The organism is Actinomyces lilanjuaniae (assembly GCF_003606385.1).
GTDB lineage: Bacteria > Actinomycetota > Actinomycetes > Actinomycetales > Actinomycetaceae > Actinomyces > Actinomyces lilanjuaniae.
In genome coordinates, this window is sequence record NZ_CP032514.1 from 1,140,226 (window position 1) to 1,158,184 (window position 17,959).

The following is a 17,959-nucleotide window of genomic DNA, read 5'->3' on the forward strand; positions in this document are numbered from 1 at the left end:
GTTGGCTTCTTAGGGCGACTCTGAGGACTCCAGGTAGCCGGGCAGGGAGGACAGCTGTGTCCCCCAGGCGTGTGCGCGCAGGGCCGCGTCGGTCGTCGCCTCCACGGCAGCCTGCCGGGCGGGGGACCCTGCCTGCGTGGAGGCCGTCTCCAGGGCCTCGTGGTCAACCACGTCTGACCACACGGTCTGGGCCCACAGGACGTCCGTGTCTGCTGCAGAGGCCTCAGAAGACTGCTGGGAGGGGCTCGCATAGGACGAAAGACGGCTGTCCTGGCTGCCGGCAGCCAACGCGGCACTGACAGCAGTGGAGGCGGAGGCCGCGTCCTGGGTGGCGCGCTCACGCGTGGCGGCCTGCGCGCGCGCGGCCACCTCCTGGCAGGCGTAGCGGGCTGCGTCGTAGGCAGCGAGCAGCCCGCTGCTGATCTGCTGGGGCGTGTCCAGCGAGCTGCGCGGGACCGAGGTGGTCGATCCGGGGGAGACGGTCTCGTGCTGGACGGCCCAGGAGGCGGCTAGTGAGGCGTAGAGCCGGGCCTCCTGGCCGGAGGGTGCGCTCATGGCCGCCTCCTGGGCCAGGGTGACGCCCTCGCTGAGGAGCGCGGCCAGGTCCTCGCTGGTGGCGGTCGCTGCGGCCGTGGCCGCTGGGCTGACAGTGGGAAAGCGCGTCGGAACCTCGGACGCCCACGGCTCCCACACCCCGCCCAGGGCGTCGAGCTGGGAGTTTGCTGCCGTCTCCACCTGCTGCGCGGCCTCAGCCTGCCGGTCCTCGGATCGGGCCACGACGGCGGCGCTGGAGGAGATGAGCCAGGTGTGCCGAGCCAGTGCGTCGCGCACGGACTCCTGGGCAGAAGGCTGGGGCAGTGAGGCTGGCGTTCCTTCTCCCAGACGTAGCCCGCAGCCGCTGAGCAGCGCCGCGAGGAGCACCACCAGGAGGCAGGTGCTCCCGCGTGCCAGTCGTTCTCCTGCTTCCCGGCCTGTCGGGCGGCGCGAGGCAGGAGCGAGGCGGGGCGGCGTTAGGGGACTCGTCACCTGGTGATCCTCCCACGGCAGGTAGCATGATCCTAGCCAGACCACGCCCGGACAGGGTACGCCTCAGGAGGGGAGCCGACCTTATGGCAGACACGAGTTACGGTGGAGGGGGTCACGACCGTCACGGCAGACATGACAACCATGCCCTTGCCACACTGCTGCGTCCGGTGGTGGAGCGTGAGGGCCTCTTCCTGGAGGGGGTGGAGACTACCAGGGCGGGGAGGTTCTCCGTGGTGCGGGTCCTTGTTGACCTCCCGACGGTCCGGGCGACCTCCCGCTGGACTCCCTGCAGGGAGTCTCCTCGGCGGTCTCGACGGCCCTGGACGAGGCGGACCCTGTCAAGGGCCGCTACACCCTGGAGGTCTCGACCCCCGGGCGGAGCGCAGCCTGACCACGCCCCGCCACTTTCGGCGTGCTGTGGGCCACGACGTGCTTCTGGTCACCGCGCGGGGCGAGGTTAGCGGGACTGTCACGCAGGCGGATGAGACCCACGTGACCCTGGATGTCGACGGAGAGGTGACGGTGGTCGCCCTGGAGGCCGTCACGGCCGCCCGGATGGTGGTATCCGGATTCTGATCCCGTGACGAGGTAGCGACAAGGTAGCGCGGCCGTGCCTGTGGGTACCGTCTCGGGGGAGCGGGCGCAGGGGGCGCAGAGTACCGTGAGCACCATTGGGTTGAGCGCTGTTGAGTACGGTGCTGCAGACGGCGTTGCACGTGACCGCCACGGACGACAGATGGATGAGAGAGGACGATAGGACCCATGGACATCAACATGCCGGAGCTGCGAGGGGCTTCTGACGAGCTGGGGATTGACCTGGACAACCTCCTGCCCGCTATCGAGGACGCCATCTTGGGGGCCTACTTTAAGGTTCCGGGTGCCATCCGGGGTGCGCACGTCGAGATCGACCGCAGGACGGGGCACATGAGCGTACTAGCGCCCGAGGTCGACGAGGAGGACCAGCCGACGGGGGAGTACTTTGACGACACCCCGGACGACTTCGGCCGCATCGCCCAGGCGACGGCTCGCTCCGTCATCGTCCAGAGGATCCAGGACCGGCGTGACTTCGAGGTCCTGGGGACTTTCAAGGACAAGACCGGTGAGCTCATCTCCGGCACGGTTGAGCAAGGGCGGGACCCCAGGGTGGTCCATGTCCGTCTTGACGAGGAGCACGAGGGCATCATGCCCCCGCACGAGCAAGTTCCGGGGGAGCGCTACCGCCACGGCGACCGGCTGCGCGTCTACGTCACGGAGGTCTCCCGAGGCGTCAAGGGTGCCCAGATCATCCTCTCCCGCACGCACCCCGGCCTGGTCCGCAGACTCTTCGAGAAGGAGGTGCCCGAGATCTCCTCCGGGGACGTGGAGATCGTCGCCCTGGCCCGGGAGGCCGGGCACCGTACCAAGATGGCGGTGCGTGCCCGTGTCCGTGGGGTCAACGCCAAGGGGTCCTGCATCGGACCCATGGGGCAGCGCGTGCGCGCGGTCATGGCTGAGCTCGGCGGGGAGAAGATCGATATCGTCGACTACTCGGAGGACCCTGCGCGGTTCGTGGCCAACGCCCTCTCGCCAGCGCGGGTTTCCTCGGTGGAGGTGCTTAGCATGGAGGAGCAGATCGCCCGGGCCGTGGTCCCGGACTTCCAGCTCTCCCTGGCCATCGGCAAAGAGGGGCAGAACGCCCGTCTCGCCGCCCGTCTGACGGGGTGGAAAGTTGACATCCACGCCGACGCCGAGGCTGGTGAGGTCCTGCCGGGGCGGGGTTCCCAGGCCGACGACGTGACGGGCCCCTCAGAGGTGGCCGACTGACGGCGGTGACGCCGAGAGGTAGACTTTTAGCGGACCTTTGCGGCTGCTGCGTCTTCGTGACAGCAGCGTGTCGGCAGGTGGCCCAGCAAGCGGAAGGAACTTCTGTACCTTGGCACGTGCACCACATGTTCCTGAGCGGACCTGCGTCGGCTGCCGGGAACGGGTCCCGCGGGCGCAGCTGGTGCGTCTCGTGCTGGCACCGGGCGGAGTGCTCGATGTCGACCTCCGGGCGGCCGCGCCCGGACGCGGCGCATGGATCCACCCGGATCCTCAGTGCGTCGCCCGTGCTGAGCGGAGGCGGGCCTTCGGGCGTGCCCTGCGTGTCAGCGCACCGCTTGACTCCGACCTGGTCTGGCGGTGGCTGGCTGGGCGGCTCAGCACGGGCCCTGCTGTCCCTCCGGGTAGCAGGCCGACCGATGGCAAAGGCGGGTAGGAAGCTGATGGGCACCCGATGAGTACCCGGCGATGAGCTGCCTCTAGAAGCACCCACCCCTGTCCGGGGTGGGTAACCGGACAGGAGAAAAGTGGCTAAACCACGCGTGCACGAGCTCGCCAAAGAGCTCGACCCCACTGGCAAGAGGGTCACCTCCAAGGTGATCCTTGCTTGGCTCAAGGACCAAGGAGAGTTCGTCAAGGCGGCTTCCTCCACGGTGGAGCCCCCGTCGCTCGCCGGGTTCGCGAGCACTTCGCGGCGCAGGCCGACCAGACGACCCCGTCTCCTCGGGGGGTGCCACCTCCCGTGAGGCAGGTGCGACCCCGCAGGCCGTGCCCAGGCCGGGACCTGGCGGTGCCTCGCCCAAGCCCGTGCCCAGGCCGGGACCCGGTGGTGCCTCGCCCAAGCCCGTGCCCAGGCCGGGACCTGGCGGTGCCTCGCCCAAGCCCGTGCCCAGGCCGGGACCTGGCGGTGCCTCGCCCAAGCCCGGACCCGTAGGCGCCTCGCCCAGATCGGAGGCGCCCGGCAGGACGGTAGAGGACCAGCCGACCGGGACGGCTGCCGCGGCTGACCGTGACCGTCCCCGGCCGCAGCCCCAGGATGCTGTCAGGCCTGGGACTGGTAGTCGTGGTGCGGGGACGTCGGGCTCCCCCACCTCCAGGAAGGCTCCTGTGCCCGGGCCGCGGCGCGGCGCGTCCACGCCCGGGCCCCGGCCCGGCCCGGCCCGGCCTGGTAACAACCCCTACGCCTCCTCTCAGGGCATGCCCCGTCCCGGCGGGACAGGAGGGCGGACAGGGCGCCCGGGCGGCTCGGGCTCCGCGCGTCCCGGCAGCCCACGGCCTGGTAACAACCCCTACGCCTCCTCTCAGGGCATGCCCCGTCCCGGCGGGGCAGGAGGCCCTCGGCCCCAGGGGGGTCCTCGTCCCGGGGGGCCGCGGCCCCAGTCGGCTGGTGGCGGTGGTCGCTCCCAGACGTCGGCCCGTCCGGGACCGGCACGTTCTGGCAGCGCCCGTCCCAACCCGGGCATGATGCCGGGCCAGTCCTCTATCGGACGTCCGGGTGCCCCGGCTCGTTCTGGTGGCGGTGGCCGTGGCGGGCGCCCCGGTGGGGGGCGTCCTGGTAGCGGCTCAGGCCGCCCGGGCGGCGGTTTTGGCGGTCCTCGTGGAGGCCGTGGCGGACGCGGGTCCACCCAGGGCGCCTTTGGCCGTGGCGGCGGCGCCCCGCGCGGGCGCAAGTCCAAGCGGGCCAAGAGGCAGGAGTTCGAGCAGCAGAGCGCCCCGTCGATCGGCGGTGTCGTCGTCCCCCGCGGTGACGGCTCCACCCTGGTGCGTGTTAAGCAGGGCGCTACCCTGACCGACCTGGCGGAGAAGATCAACGCCAACCCGGCGGCACTGGTCACCGTGCTGTTCCACCTGGGTGAGATGGCTACGGCTACCCAGTCCCTGGACGAGGACACCTTCGCGCTGCTGGGTGCCGAGCTGGGCTACAACGTGCAGATCGTCTCCCCGGAGGACGAGGACCGAGAGCTGCTGGAGTCCTTCGACATCAACCTGGAGGCTGAGGAGGCCGACGAGGACGACGCCAACCTGCTCCCGCGTCCCCCGGTGGTCACGGTCATGGGGCACGTCGATCACGGTAAGACCAAGCTGCTGGACGCCATCCGCTCTACAGATGTCGTGGCTGCCGAGGCCGGCGGTATCACCCAGTCGATCGGTGCCTACCAGGTGGGGGTCGAGCTGGCAGGGGAGAGCCGTCGCATCACCTTTATCGACACCCCGGGTCACGAGGCCTTCACGGCTATGCGTGCCCGGGGGGCCGAGGTCACCGACATCGCGATCCTTGTCGTGGCCGCCGACGACGGCGTCATGCCCCAGACGGTCGAGGCCCTCAACCACGCCCAGGCCGCGAACGTGCCGATCGTGGTGGCGGTCAACAAGATCGACAAGGAGGGGGCCAACCCGGAGAAGATCCGCGGCCAGCTCACCGAGTACGGCCTGGTGCCTGAGGAGTACGGTGGCGAGACGATGTTCGTCGACATCTCCGCCAAGCAGCGTCTCCACATTGACGAGCTGCTGGAGGCGGTGCTGCTGACGGCTGATGCCGCGCTGGACCTGCGGGCCAACCCGGACAGTGATGCTCGCGGTGTCACCATTGAGGCCAAGCTGGACAAGGGGCGTGGTGCCGTGACCACGGTCCTGGTCGAGCGCGGTACCCTGCACGTCGGTGACCCGATTGTGGCAGGCAGCGCCTACGGGCGCGTGCGCGCCATGTTCAACGAGCACGGTGAGAACCTGGAGGAGGTCAGTCCCGCGCGTCCGGCACTGGTCCTGGGCCTGACCAACGTACCCAGTGCCGGGGACTCCTTCATCGTGGCTCCTGACGACCGCACGGCCCGTCAGATCGCGGACAAGCGAGAGGCTGCCGAGCGTGCCGCCATGCTGGCCAAGCGCCGCAAGCGGGTGTCCTTGGAGAACCTCTCCGACGTCCTCAAGGAGGGCAAGGTCGACACGCTCAACCTCATCCTCAAGGGCGACTCCTCGGGCGCCGTGGAGGCCCTGGAGGACTCCCTGCTCAAGATCGACGTCGGCGAGGAGGTCGCGCTGCGTGTCATCCACCGCGGGGTGGGCGCGATTACGCAGAACGACGTCAACTTGGCGACCGTGGACTCAGCGATCATCATCGGCTTCAACGTCCGCCCTGCCGAGCGCGTCTCGGAGATTGCCGACCGCGAGGGCGTGGACATGAAGTTCTACTCGGTCATCTACAACGCGATCGAGGACGTCGAGGCCGCTATGAAGGGCATGCTCAAGCCGGTCTACGAGGAGGTCGAGCTGGGGACGGCAGAGGTTCGCCAGATCTTCCGCTCCTCGAAGTTCGGTTCGATCGCCGGGTCCCTCGTGCGCTCTGGCACCATCAGGCGTGGCGCCAAGGCGCGTCTGGTGCGGGCTGGCGTCGTCGTCAACGGTGACCTGTCCATCGAGACACTGCGCCGGGAGAAGGACGATGTCACCGAGGTCCGTGAGGGCTACGAGTGCGGTATCAACCTGGGGTTCAAGGACATCGCTGAGGGCGACGTCATTGAGACCTGGGAGATGCGGGAGAAGCCTCGTTCCTGAGCCTGGCGCTCACGGTCGTGGTGGGGGCCTCCTCCCGGTATCCGGGAGGAGGCCCCCACCACGTCGTGCACCGGCCCGACCTCGGTCGGGGCGGTGCTCTCCAGGAAGGTTCCCCACACCTGGCGGCACATGGCCACCAGCTTCTGGCCGTCAACGAGCCGGACGTCCTTCTGGCGGGCTAGGGAAGTCGCCTCCAGGGTGAACGAGCCGGTCGTCACCACGACCAGGGCGTCGGCGTGCTCGCGGGCGCTGGCGCTGCGCAGCCTCTCGACGACAGGGACATCAACGGGGTCGTGTTGATCGTAGAGGCACTCTACGAGCGAGATGCGCTGGTTGCGCAGCAGGCGCAGGTTGAATCCCCGCGGGCGCGAGGACGGCGTGACCGCAACGTGGTAGCCGTGCGCCCGGAAGAGGTCGGCGCAGAAGGACTCGAAGGCCGTCGGCCTGCTGTCGCAGTGGGCGATGATGGCGTCAAGGCCCCTGTGTGTGTCCCCGGGGTCGGTCTCACTGGCTGCGTGGTCGCCCGCTCCCACGGTAGTGGCGCTGGGTCCCTCGTCTCCTGCCAGGACCGTGAGCCCCTGGAGGGGGTGCACCTGGTCGCGTGCGGCTCTCCGGGTGAGGATCTCATGGTCGGAGTAGGCCACGGGAGTCCCTGCGGCCCGTACCTCCAGGACCAGCTCGTAGAGGTGGTACACGTCATGGCAAAGGATCTTCCACCTGCCGACCTCGAGGACTGACCACGGTCCGCTACCTCGGTCGTCCGTCTCCTCATACCCTCGGGAGCTGCTGCTGTCCGTGTAGGGCCACCGGGGATAGGCCAGGGTGAAGCTGCCTGGCACTTGTCGCCGCAGGAGAGGGAGGACCCGGAACCGGGGGGAGAGCCTGACGGACAGCTGCCTGCTGGCCGCGTCTCGCAGAAGGAGCTGGGTCAGTGGTCCGCTTCGGGTGATAACCAGTGCGGTGAGGCCGAGAAGGATCAGGGCAGGCAGGAGACTTGTGGTCAGCACCGGCCGGACTCCGTGGATGCTGGGGCCGCCGTCAAGATCGTTGCGGAGACTGTTGCGAAGGGTGCCGCAGAAGTCATGGTGCTCCTTGTCCTGATTGGTCCTGGTCGACTCGCTACCAGGCCCTGTGCCTGGTCTGGTCTCCCACGCGCCCGGGGTAGCGGAGGGCCTCCCTGGAGGCCTCCCCGGCGGGTGGCGCTACGTGGTGCCCCTTCTGCTGGGAGGTCACGCCGGGGATGCTAGTGACAAGGAGCAGGCATGAGGCCGGGGTCCCTCGCAGGTTCTCCGGAACGGTGCACAGCTGTCACGGGTTCGTGAGGTGAGGGCGTGGGCGCCGGGCGACCTGGCGGACGGTATCGGTGACCAGGACAGCCACGGCGGCCCACACCAGAGCCATGGCTGCCCACCGGGCCGGGGAGATGTCCTCCCTGAAGACGGCCCAGGCCAGTAGGAACTGGGTAATCGGGGTGAGGTACTGGCTTAGTCCGACCAGGGACAGGGGGACCTGACGGGTCCCGGCGGCGAAGAGCAGCAGGGGCAGCGCCGTGACTGGTCCGGCTGCCACCAGCAGCACCACCAGAGGGAGGGGGAGCGGTGAAGCCTGTACGACCAGGCTCTCGTGAGCTGCCAGCCACCCTAGGTAGGCCAGTGCCAGGGGAGACATGGCCGCGGTCTCCACCGCCACCCCGGTCAGGGCGTCGACCCTGGTACCGACCTGCTTCTTGACCAGGCCGTAAAGGCTGAAGCTGAGGGCAAGGGCCAGGGAGATCCAGGGCAGCGACCCCTGGAGCACGACCAGGACTACGACACCGGCCGCTGCCAGCCCTACTGCCACGACCTGGGCCCTGCGCAGGCGCTCGCCCAGCACCAGGGCCGCCAGCGCCACGGTGGCCAGGGGGTTGATGAAGTATCCCAGGGCGGCGTCGGCGGTGCGCCCGGTGGTGACGCCGTAGACGTAGACCAGCCAGTTGAGGCTCACCAGCGCACCAGAGACGGCCAGCGTCCCCAGCAGGCCGGGCGTGGAGGCCACGGACCACAGCACCCGCCAGCGGTGGCGCACGGCGGTCAGCACCAGGCAGGTAGCCAGGGTCCATACCACCCGGTTGCCGATGACCTCCAGGCTGCCCGCTGCCGACAGCAGGCGGAAGTACAGGGGGAAGAACCCCCACAGCACGTAGCACCCCAGGACCAGGGCAGCCCCGGTACGGGTCGTGGTGGCATGGTGGCCGGGGCCGGGAGCAGGATCGGGGGGAGGAGCGCTGACCTGGCCGGTCCTGTGACTCCTGGTAGCCCAGTCAGCCCGGTTGGTCCTGCCAACCCTGCCAGCCCGGTTGGTCCTGCCAGCCCGGTCAGGAGGTGTCATGAGCGGTCCGTTCGCGTTGGGGAGATAGTGCTGACTGTACCCGGGTCGTGCTCCACCTGGGTCGTGCGCTGCGTAGCATAGGCAGGTGCGCCCCGGCTGACCGGCGGCTGCCGGACGGGCCAGCGGCCGCACACCCGCTGGTGACGTGTGTCGCCCAGACCCCGGCATCCGTGTCACCGGCCCCTGTCACTACTACCTCGCCAGGACCTGACGAGGAGCCCGCGCCCCCAGGAGGATCCGTTATGGCTGACCCCGCTCGCGCCCGCAAGGTCGCCGACCGCATCCACGAGACCGTGGCCCGTCTTCTCCACCGCCTCAAGGATCCTCGGCTCGGTTTTGTCACAATCACTGACGTCCGTGTGACGGGTGACCTCCAGCAGGCGACGGTCTTCTACACCGTCTACGGCTCTCAGGAGGAGCAGGACTCCTCGGCCGCGGCGCTGGAGTCAGCCAGGGGACTGATCCGCTCGGAGGTGGGGAGGGCACTAGGCATCCGGCTGACTCCGGCCCTGTTCTTCCAGCGTGACGCGCTGCCTGACACTGCCAGGACCATGGAGGAGGCCCTGGCCCAGGCGCGTGAGCGTGACCGGCAGATATCCCAGGCCGCTCGCGGCGCCTCCTACGCCGGGGAGGCAGACCCTTACCGCCACGACGATCCCGACAGTCCTGACGAACCAGGCGGCCCTGACGACCTGAGCGGTGGTGACGGCTCCGGCGGCCTCGACGGGCTCCGGTGAGTGCTGGCGCTGCCGCAGCCCGTCCGCGGTTGCGCGTCGCGCGAGCCGGGGTGGCTGCGCCCGACGGCCTCGTCCTGGTGGACAAGCCCCAGGGCGTGACCAGCCACGACGTCGTGGGGGCGCTGCGACGTCTGGCGGCCACCCGCAAGGTCGGGCACGCGGGCACCCTGGACCCCATGGCGACCGGTCTGCTCGTCCTGGGGGTGGGCCGTGCGACCCGCTTTCTCACCTACCTGGTGGGTGCGGACAAGACCTACGAGGCCACTGTGCGGCTGGGGCAGGAGACGCTCACCGAGGATGCTGAGGGGCCGGTGACGGCCAGTACCGGCTGCCAGCCTCAGGATGTGCTACTACCCCGCCTCGAGCAGGCCGTGGCCCCGCTGACAGGGCGGATCATGCAGGTTCCCAGCGCCGTGTCCGCGGTCAAGGTGGACGGTAGGCGCTCCTACCAGCGGGTGCGAGCGGGACAGGAGGTCGGGCTGGCGGCCCGGGAGGTCGTGGTCCACCACATAGGTCTGCTCGGGCAGCCACGCCCGGCCACGGCGCGGGACGGCACCGCGGTGGTCGACGTCGACCTGCACGTGGCCTGCTCCTCTGGGACCTACGTGCGTGCCCTGGCCCGGGACCTGGGCCGGGCGCTGGGCTGTGGGGCGCACCTGGCCACGCTGCGCCGCACCTCGGTGGGACCCTTCGACTGTGGCGAGGCAGCCACACTGGAGGAGCTGAGCGTCCAGGTGGAGGCTGATGCCGCGTCCGGCGACCCGCGGGGGCTGCCGGTACTTCCTCTGGGCGCGGTGGCTCGCCGCTGCCTGCCCACGGTGGGTCTGACCACCTCCCAGGCCCGTGCGCTGGGATACGGGCAGCCGCTGGAGGCGGCGCTCCTGGACCAGGCACAGCTCCCCGAGCGGCCCGTCACCTCCAAGGCGGCCCAGGGGCAGGACGTGGTCGCGGGACTTGACCCGGACGGTACCCTCGTGGCGCTGCTGGCTCGCAAGGGCACCAGAGCCCGTCCAGTGCTGGTACTGGCCCCGGCGTGAGCGGGAGGCCGTCTGCTGGCAGAATCCAGGACTCGGCGGGGCTGGGCCGCCACGAGCGGCCGAAGCGGCCAGTATTGCGAGAATCGTGAGAAGTGCTGCGAGAAGCAGGACTGCGGGGAACAGGCAGGAGCACGCTCCCATGACACAGACAACACAGGCATCAGGTACGACAGCCAAGAGCGAGGAGACGAGGGAAACCGGCGTGAGCCAGGACGGCGTCTCACGACAGGGCTGTAGTTGCGGCTGCGGTGGGCACGGCCAGCCACCTGAGGGCACCGGGGCTCCCGACGCCCCCGAGCAGGAGGCCCCTGCGCAACCGGGCAGTCCTGCAGCGATCGCCCAGGCTGTTGTCTCCGTGCTGATGCAGGCAGAGGGGAGCGCAGGCACCCCGACGACGGCAGCAGGGCAGGCCGCGGGAGTCCTACCGGGACGCAAGGCAGGTAACCAGCTGGGACTGCGAGACGTCTCCGCGGCGCCCTCGGGCGGCTGTGGCTGCGGCGGCGGCCGCGCCGGGCACGAGGAGCACCGCCGGTCCGCCTGCGGCTGCGGCGGGCACTGAGGCGGGTGCCGAGGCCCGACAAGACTGCTCAGGCTGGGACCAGACCCTGGGCCAGGGCGCAGCGCTCCAGACGGGCTTGACAAGACTGCTCAGGCTGGGACCAGACTGCGGAGCCGGGGCTCCCAGCGGTTGCTAGACAGAGTGCCGTCCCAGGGCCTCGGACACGATCGCCAGCCGTGAGGAGGCCTCGTCCTGCCTGAACCCGCCCAGGCTGAGGTCCTCCACCACCGCGCCGTCCACCAGAATCAGCACCCGGTCGGCCCTGGCCGCCACACGGGCGTCGTGGGTGACGACGACCATGGTGGTTCCTGACACGTGGATCTCCGTGAGCAGGTCGAGGATCTGTGCGGCAGTGGCTGAGTTGAGGGCTCCCGTGGGCTCGTCGGCGAAGACGATGTCAGGGTCGTTGATCAGGGCGCGGCAGATGCCGGCACGCTGGAGCTCACCACCCGAGGCCTGGGTGACGTCGGAGCCCATGAGCTCAGCGATTCCCATACGGCTCATGAGCTCACGACCCTGTGACACGACCTCGCGCCGGGGGCGGTGACCGGCCATGAGGCCGGGCAGGACGATGTTGTCCAGCAGGTTCAGGGTCGCCAGCAGGTGGGGCTGCTGGAAGACCAGTCCCAGGCGGGACAGGCGCAGTGCCGCCAGCTCGGGCTCCGTCAGGGTGGTGAGGTCGGTGCCTTCCAGGAGCACTGCGCCTGAGGTGGGCCGGTCCATGCCGCTCAGGCAGTGCAGGAGCGTGGACTTGCCTGACCCGGAGGGTCCCATGACGGCGACGAGCTGTCCCCGCTCGATGGTGAGGTCAAGGCTGTCCAGCACGGGGGTGGTAGAGTCCTCCGGCGCTGTCCCGGCTCGGGGTCTGGCCCAGGCCAGGCTACGGCTCCTGCCGTACCTCTTGGTACAGCTCCTGGCATAGCTCTTGGTGAGCCCTCGGGCTCGGAGCGCGGGGACAGAAGGGTTGGCGGCCTCGTGCTCGACACCTGCGACGGTGGAGGCCGGCGGTCTCGTGGTCCTGCTGTCTCTGGTCGGTTGCGAGGCCTGGGCCGATGTCGTCGTGCTGCTTGTCCTGGGTGCTGTCATGCTGGTTCTCCTGTCCTGGGCTGATGTCGTGCTTGGAGGTGCTTGTGGGTGCTCGCGGCTGCTCTGTGGTGCCTCGTCGGGCACGCCGCCGCGGTACTACCGGGAGGAGGCCGGACGGTAGCGGGCGTGCCCGCGCGGGAGGGCTCCTGCCACCTGCCTCTACCCGGTCTCACTCGCCTGCTCCCAGGGTCGTGAGCGTGGGTGCGGGGAGCCTTCGCAGCGCTACGAGGACGGCCCCCGCCACGCACGCAGCCAGCGCCAGCGGCACGGCCCCTCCGACCAGCCACGGGCGGGCAAGGAGTTGGATCTGCGCGCCTCCTCCGCCCAGTGCCGACAGGACGCCCCCGATGACCTGCTGGCCTGCGGTGGCAGCCACCAGGCCGCCCAGGGCGAGGCCTGCCAGGGTGATGGTCATGAAACGGGTCAGGTACTGGAGGGTGACGTCCCTCCGGGTGCAGCCCAGGGCACTGAGCACAGCGGTAGCCTGCCTCTCCCGGGAGACCAGGAGGGTGGTCAGCAGGGTGGTGACGAGGAAGGCCAGCCCCAGGGCGACGGCGCAGGCCAGGACGGCAACGGTGCGCAGCTGGCTGCTGGTGGCGCCGAGCACCTGTGAGGCGTAGTCGTCGGTCGTCCTGACCTGGGCGTCGGGCAGGCTGGCTCTGAGGCTGTCGACCACGAGGTCGCCCTGCTGCGGATCCTCCAGGTCGGCGTAGACCACCTGCCACAGATCCGGGCTGCCGTCGTCGAGGACGGCCTTGGCCGTGCGCCCTCCGTTGGTGATATCCTGGTAGGTGCCGGTGACGGTGAGGTCGACGGTTCCGTCCGCGGTGCGCACGGGGACCCGCGCCCCTGTCTCGACACCTACCGCCTCCGCCTGGGCGGTGGACAGGGCGACCTCGTCGGGACTGGTGGGAGGCTCCCCCGAGACGTAGCTCAGGGGGATGGCGTCATGGTCGCCGACCTCGACCACGACCGACTCCCACTGTCCCTCGGAGGCGGCCATCTCGTATCGGCGGCTCAGCAGGGTGGTGTGGTGGGTGATGCGGGTCTCGGAGCCGACGACGTCCTCTACCTGTGCCAGGTCGCCGGAACCGGAGTAGACGTCAATACGGATGTCGGCCTCGCCGATACCCAGGTAGGTGATGAAGCGTGGATCCTCCAGGGTGGTGTAGGCGCTGGCCGGAAGAACCATGGTGAGCGCGCACACTGCCAGGACCCCGGTCAGGAGCGCGCTGCTGGGGCGGCACGCCTCACGCACCCCCATCCACACCTGGACGGGCAGGCGGCGCGCCCTGGCGAGGCTCCAGCGGTGACGGCGCCTGGCCAGCCCGCCGCTGGTCGTGCTGCGCAGAGCCTCCACGGCGGGGATCCGTCTCAGTCGCCGCAGCGTGGCCCAGGTGGAGGCAATCAGGCGGCCAGGGTCTCGGCCCGCCCTGTCGCGGCGGCATCGGCGTGGGGCAGCAGGATGGGCTTGACCAGGACCTGGAGGGTACCCAGGAGCAGCGTCATGACTGTCATGAGGCCCACGAGCGCTCTCAGAGCGGGCTGGGCTGCGAGCACCCGCCAGCCTCCCAGCGTGTGGTTGACGACGTCGGCCCGGCTGCCCCAGGCTTCGGCTGGCCTGCGTCCCACCGCCCGCATGACGCTCCAGGAGCAGGCGGCCGTCACCAGGCAGGTGGCGGCGTCGAGCACGAGCAGCGCCCGCAGGCCCGTCAGGGGCAGAAGAAGGCCAGCCAGCGCCGGGGACAGCAGGTAGCGGGCGGAGGATGCCGCCTGCAGGAGCCCCGAGCTGCGGACATGGTCCTGTGGGTCCACCAGGTCGCTCACGGAGGCGCGCAGTGCCGGCTCGGTGAGCGCGGCCAGGCAGGAGGACAGGACCACCCCCAGGAGGATGTGTCCCAGCCGGGGAGAGGGCGTGCTCAGGGCGAGCACGACCACGCCCAGGCCCAGGACGGACCCGCCGTCGCCGAGGACCATCATGAGACGACGGTCAAAGTGGTCGGCTAGGGCGCCGGCCGCGGGGGCCAGCAGCACGACGGGGCGAAGGCGCACAGCTGGACCATGGCCACCGCTGAGGCGGTGCCGTAGGTGGTGTAGGCGAAGACCGCCAGGCCGAAGGCGGTCAGGCCGCTGCCCAGGGAGTTGACTAGGACGCCAGCCAGCAGGAGGTAGAGGTACCTCATGACAGTCTCTCCAGGGCTGGCGCCAGCGCTCCGGGCTCACAGCCCAGCAGCGTCTCGGCGGCGTGGACGATCCCGGCCGCACGTCGCTGGGCCTCCTGCGGCTCACCGGCGAAGATGCCCTCATCCAGGAGCATGCTGGCGCTGGTCAGGAGGATCTCGACGACCTCGCGGGGATGCTCGGTGGCGAAGACCCCCTCGCAGACCCCCTGCTCGACGACCTCGGTGAGGACCGGTACCAGGCTGCGGACCGTCTCGACGATCGACAGGACGTGGAACGCGGCGTTGTCCGCTGCGTGGAGTTCCTCGGCGAGCCGACGCTCTGGCTCGTCGACGCGCGCGGCGGCCACGATGAGCAGGAACCTGCGGATGGTGGGCTCCTGGCTGGTGGCGACGTCTCGGGCCCGCTCAGCCACTCTGCTGGTGGTGCGGGAGATGAGGGCGTGGAGAATCTCCTCCTTGGAGGAGAAGTGGTAGTAGAGCGTCCCCTTGGCGATACCGACCCTGGAGAGGATGTCCTCCATGGAGGTCGCCTGGACCCCCTGGGTGGCGAACAGGTGCTGGGCGGCGTCAAGGATCTCGGTACGCCGCTGGGGCGCAGGCTTGGCGGATCGGGCGGCTGGCACGGTGCGGCCCTCCCTTCTTTCGTTGCTCTTCTTGGATTTCCCTGGGTTTCCTGGACTTTCCCGGGTCTTCCTGGCTGCTGACGTCTCGTCGGTGCTTGGCTCAGCACATCGACCGACCGTCGGTCGAGAAGGGCCATAGCGATGCTCGGCGGTCGGGTCAAGCCGGGGCGTGTCTGGGCAGACGCGTCGGGACGGGTGTGCGAGCACTGGTGTGCCAGGGCGGGCGTGTCAGGGCTGGCGGGGTCGCGCGGCACGGTCTGGTCGTGGCAGGGTTTGACCCGCAAGACCGGCACGGTCCGTGCAGCCTGCCGGGTGGATCGAGAAACAGGATGGGACGCGGTGGAGGTCTGGTACAGCGCGCAGCAGGTTCCTGCGTCCCTGGGCGCGGCCGCAGGGCCGGGCAGCGTGGTGACAGTTGGCGTCTTCGACGGTGTGCACCGTGGGCACCGGGCGGTCCTGGACCGTGTGGTCGAGCGCGCCCACGAGATGGCGGAGGGGACAGGGCAGGGGCGGGTCCGGCCGCTGGCCGTGGCCATGACCTTCGACCCGCACCCCCGTCACGTCCACCACCCCGAGCAGCGCTTCGCGCTCATCACCTCCTTGACGGACCGTCTGGCCTCCCTGGAGGAGGCCGGGCTGGACGCCGTCCTCGTGGTCACCTACGACCTCGACTTTGCCGCCCAGAAGCCGGAGGAGTTCGTGCGTACCTGGCTGCTGGGCACTCTGGGAGCCAGGGCCGTCGTCGTTGGTGACGACGTACGTTTTGGGCGCGACAACGCGGGGGACGCCTCCTACCTGCGCAGGATCGGCCGTGCGGTCGGTCTCGACGTGGAGATCCTGGGTGAGGTCAGCTCTCAGGAGGGGCGCCGGTGGTCCTCCACCTGGGTGCGGCGCTGCCTGGAGAAGGGGCAGGTGCGTGAGGCCGCTGACATCCTGGGCCGCCCTCACCGGCTGCGCGGGAGGGTGGTCCACGGCCAGCGCCGCGGGCGGGAGCTAGGCTTCCCCACCGCCAACCTGGACGCGGCTACCGCCGGTGTGGTCCCTGCGGACGGCGTCTATGCTGGCTGGCTCGTGCGCGGTCGGCGCGGTGAGGACGCCAGGAGCAGCGAGAACAGCGAGAACCAGGGCAGCGGCGGCCGGGAGGCTCTAGGTGCCCAGGCTGTCCGTAAGGTGGGGTACCAGGTGGAGCGCCTGCCCGCGGCGGTCTCCATCGGCACCAACCCGACCTTCGACGATGTTCCCCAGCGCACCGTGGAGGCCCACGTGCTGGGACGCTGCGACCTTGACCTGTACGGGGAGGAGGTTGGCGTCGAGCTGGTGGAGTACCTGCGCCCCATGCTGGCCTTTGACGGACTGGACCCCCTGCTGGTCCAGATGCGCCAGGACGTCGCCCAGACTGCGCAGATCCTGGGCGTGCCCGTCCCCGGCCCGATCCGGCCGGAGGACGTCACGGCCTAGCCCCGTACTGCCGCAGGCGGCTACCGGCCGGGGTGCTTGGCAAAAAACTCCCACATCAGCTCCGAGGCGCCGATCTCCTGAGAGACGGTTCCCAGCTCGCCGAAGTCTGCCTCGCTTCCCGGCCAGGTGTGGCCCGCACCAGTGAGGGTGTAGCCCTGTACTCGCCCGGAGCCGCCGGAGCAGTCGTTGTAGGAGGTGAGCAGCACCTGCTCGCTGACCTGGGTCTGAGTGGGCGGCTCGGTGCACTGGTTGAGCTCCGCCCAGCGCCCCAGAGCGGTGTTCACCGAGTAGCCCCAGCGGGGGTCGGCATTGCCCTCGTAGGGGTTGACCCAGTCGTCGGTGCCGTGAAAGGTGAGCACGGGGACCCCTGTAGCCGGGTCACAGGTCAGAGGGTCGGTCTCGGAGGTGTTGTCGTAGGCGGCCCTGCCCGCGCGCAGCCCGGCCACGGGGGCGATCGCGGCAAGCAGACCGGGCCGGGCGCAGGCCAGGGCGCTGGCCATGCGCCCGCCACCGGAGAAGCCGGTGGCGTAGACACGTTGGGAGTCCACGCAGGCCGTCTGGACCAGGTGGTCCACTACCGCAGTGAGAAAGGCGACGTCGTCACGGGCGTCCTCAGGAGGGTAGTCTCCCGCGACCATCGGGACGCCGGGGACGTTCCAGGCCCAGCTCCCGTCGGGGAGCGGGCTGTCCGACTCCAGCGGGATCGCGGCGGTCGGCTGGGCCACGACGAAGCCGTGAGCGTCGGCGATCTCGTCCAGACCGCTGATCTGCGCCTGGGCGGTAGCGTTGGCACCGGAGCCGTGAAGGTCAAGGACCAGCGCCAGGGCCTCCTGGTCAGTCGCCGGGGTGGCTTGGTCGGGGAGCTCGTCGCGGGTGCCGTCTTCGGCACCCTGGATAGAGGGCTCCTCGGGCAGGTGGACGCGGACGGGGTAGCGCTGCCCGGAGAAGGTGACCTGCACGGTGGTCGTGCCAGGGGACAGCTGCGAGTCGCACCCCGTGCTGGCGGGGCTGGCAGTCGCCGTGGGTGCGGCCGAGGGGCTGTGGGTGCCGGGCTCGGGGAGCAGGTAGGTGGCCATGCCGAGAAACACGACGACGGACAGGAAGACGCACAGAAAGAGGGCAGGCAGGGTGCGGCGGCTCCGGCGGTGCATCGATCGGTCCTTTCCGGTCGTTGGTGCTGGTAGGGGGTCCTGGTCGGGTGGGGGCTGGGAGGATATGGGAGCGGAGGGGCGTAGGGGTGGAGGGATGGCCGGGGCACGGTGTCGGCCCCGCGGCATCTGTGGCGGGAGTGGTTGCGGGAACGTGGCTGGCGCGGCGTCAGGCAGACCGGGCTGGAGTCTACCGTCGTCTCTGATCGTGCCCGCATCCCCTCCCTGCCAGGGTGCCTTCCTGTCGGCTGCCTCATGGAGTCCTCGTGGGCTGCCTGTGGGGCGTTTTCCAGGCGCCCTGCTGGTGCTGTTCGGTAGGTGTTCTGCCCCACAGGAGGTGGTGGCGCAGGACCCCGCCTCCGCTGGTAGTCTTGCGCCGCCGT

The 17,959-nt window shown here is 70.1% G+C and carries 16 protein-coding genes and 1 pseudogene; 8 read left to right on the forward strand and 9 right to left on the reverse strand.

The annotated features are described in order from the left end of the window. Positions 1–9: 9 nt before the first annotated feature. The gene (locus D5R93_RS04885; RefSeq protein ID WP_243106953.1) at positions 10–1,026 is read right to left on the reverse strand and encodes a Tat pathway signal protein; all 1,017 of its coding nucleotides are present in this window, start codon (positions 1,024–1,026) and stop codon (positions 10–12) included. Positions 1,027–1,109: 83 nt separating this feature from the next. On the opposite strand from D5R93_RS04885, the pseudogene D5R93_RS04890 reads away from it, so the two are divergent. The 4 genes and pseudogenes from D5R93_RS04890 (at position 1,110) to infB (ending at position 6,378) form a co-directional block, all read left to right on the forward strand. After that, positions 1,110–1,602: pseudogene (locus D5R93_RS04890) on the forward strand (ribosome maturation factor RimP). Positions 1,603–1,788: 186 nt separating this feature from the next. Beyond that, on the forward strand, positions 1,789–2,829 hold the full coding sequence (nusA, locus tag D5R93_RS04895; RefSeq protein ID WP_119835699.1) for a transcription termination factor NusA: 1,041 nt from the start codon (positions 1,789–1,791) through the stop codon (positions 2,827–2,829). A 67-nt stretch (positions 2,830–2,896) separates the two neighbouring features. Next, positions 2,897–3,262 carry a YlxR family protein gene (locus D5R93_RS04900; protein ID WP_279221417.1) on the forward strand — a complete coding sequence of 122 codons (366 nt, stop codon included), beginning with the start codon at positions 2,897–2,899 and terminating at the stop codon, positions 3,260–3,262. A gap of 410 nt (positions 3,263–3,672) precedes the next feature. Further along, positions 3,673–6,378 (forward strand): translation initiation factor IF-2, encoded by a 2,706-nt coding sequence (gene infB / locus D5R93_RS04905; RefSeq protein ID WP_423243319.1) that lies wholly within the window; start codon positions 3,673–3,675, stop codon positions 6,376–6,378. Here the strand turns inward: infB and D5R93_RS04910 are convergent. Both D5R93_RS04910 and rarD read right to left on the reverse strand, forming a co-directional pair. After that, positions 6,288–7,385, reverse strand: a complete 1,098-nt coding sequence (locus tag D5R93_RS04910) for a restriction endonuclease (RefSeq protein WP_162933841.1) — start codon at positions 7,383–7,385, stop codon at positions 6,288–6,290. The two genes, infB and D5R93_RS04910, sit on opposite strands and share 91 nt — an antisense overlap. Positions 7,386–7,686: 301 nt before the next feature. Continuing rightward, on the reverse strand, positions 7,687–8,745 hold the full coding sequence (gene rarD / locus D5R93_RS04915) for an EamA family transporter RarD (protein ID WP_120204153.1): 1,059 nt from the start codon (positions 8,743–8,745) through the stop codon (positions 7,687–7,689). A 242-nt stretch (positions 8,746–8,987) separates the two neighbouring features. Between rarD and rbfA the strand changes: the two genes are divergently transcribed. The 3 genes from rbfA to D5R93_RS04930 all read left to right on the forward strand — a co-directional run bounded on the left by rbfA (position 8,988) and on the right by D5R93_RS04930 (position 11,078). Then, positions 8,988–9,482 carry a 30S ribosome-binding factor RbfA gene (gene rbfA, locus D5R93_RS04920; protein WP_119835694.1) on the forward strand — a complete coding sequence of 165 codons (495 nt, stop codon included), beginning with the start codon at positions 8,988–8,990 and terminating at the stop codon, positions 9,480–9,482. Then, on the forward strand, positions 9,479–10,519 hold the full coding sequence (gene truB, locus D5R93_RS04925) for a tRNA pseudouridine(55) synthase TruB (protein ID WP_423243320.1): 1,041 nt from the start codon (positions 9,479–9,481) through the stop codon (positions 10,517–10,519). The genes rbfA and truB overlap by 4 nt, the downstream gene beginning before the upstream one ends. A 139-nt stretch (positions 10,520–10,658) precedes the next feature. Then, on the forward strand, positions 10,659–11,078 hold the full coding sequence (locus D5R93_RS04930) for a hypothetical protein (protein ID WP_147392840.1): 420 nt from the start codon (positions 10,659–10,661) through the stop codon (positions 11,076–11,078). Between the two features lie 132 nt (positions 11,079–11,210). Here the strand turns inward: D5R93_RS04930 and D5R93_RS04935 are convergent, their stop codons facing one another. The 5 genes from D5R93_RS04935 to D5R93_RS04950 form a co-directional block, all read right to left on the reverse strand. Continuing rightward, on the reverse strand, positions 11,211–12,164 hold the full coding sequence (locus D5R93_RS04935) for an ABC transporter ATP-binding protein (RefSeq protein ID WP_120204156.1): 954 nt from the start codon (positions 12,162–12,164) through the stop codon (positions 11,211–11,213). Between the two features lie 169 nt (positions 12,165–12,333). Continuing rightward, positions 12,334–13,524, reverse strand: coding sequence for an ABC transporter permease (locus D5R93_RS04940; protein ID WP_119835690.1), 1,191 nt, complete (start codon positions 13,522–13,524; stop codon positions 12,334–12,336). Between the two features lie 47 nt (positions 13,525–13,571). Beyond that, positions 13,572–14,216 (reverse strand): MFS transporter, encoded by a 645-nt coding sequence (locus D5R93_RS04945; RefSeq protein WP_243106955.1) that lies wholly within the window; start codon positions 14,214–14,216, stop codon positions 13,572–13,574. Continuing rightward, a complete protein-coding gene (locus D5R93_RS13975; RefSeq protein ID WP_243106956.1) occupies positions 14,168–14,347 on the reverse strand; it encodes a hypothetical protein in 180 nt (59 codons plus the stop codon). Before D5R93_RS13975 ends, D5R93_RS04945 begins: the two co-directional genes overlap by 49 nt. Further along, the gene (locus D5R93_RS04950) at positions 14,344–14,970 is read right to left on the reverse strand and encodes a TetR/AcrR family transcriptional regulator (RefSeq protein ID WP_119835688.1); all 627 of its coding nucleotides are present in this window, start codon (positions 14,968–14,970) and stop codon (positions 14,344–14,346) included. The genes D5R93_RS13975 and D5R93_RS04950 overlap by 4 nt, the downstream gene beginning before the upstream one ends. A gap of 339 nt (positions 14,971–15,309) precedes the next feature. On the opposite strand from D5R93_RS04950, the gene D5R93_RS04955 reads away from it, so the two are divergent. Further along, positions 15,310–16,428 carry a bifunctional riboflavin kinase/FAD synthetase gene (locus tag D5R93_RS04955; protein ID WP_119835687.1) on the forward strand — a complete coding sequence of 373 codons (1,119 nt, stop codon included), beginning with the start codon at positions 15,310–15,312 and terminating at the stop codon, positions 16,426–16,428. A gap of 20 nt (positions 16,429–16,448) precedes the next feature. Here the strand turns inward: D5R93_RS04955 and D5R93_RS04960 are convergent, their stop codons facing one another. Further along, positions 16,449–17,579: a CE1 family esterase gene (locus tag D5R93_RS04960; RefSeq protein WP_205570099.1), complete on the reverse strand. Its 1,131-nt coding sequence runs from the start codon at positions 17,577–17,579 to the stop codon at positions 16,449–16,451. Positions 17,580–17,959 lie beyond the last annotated feature (380 nt).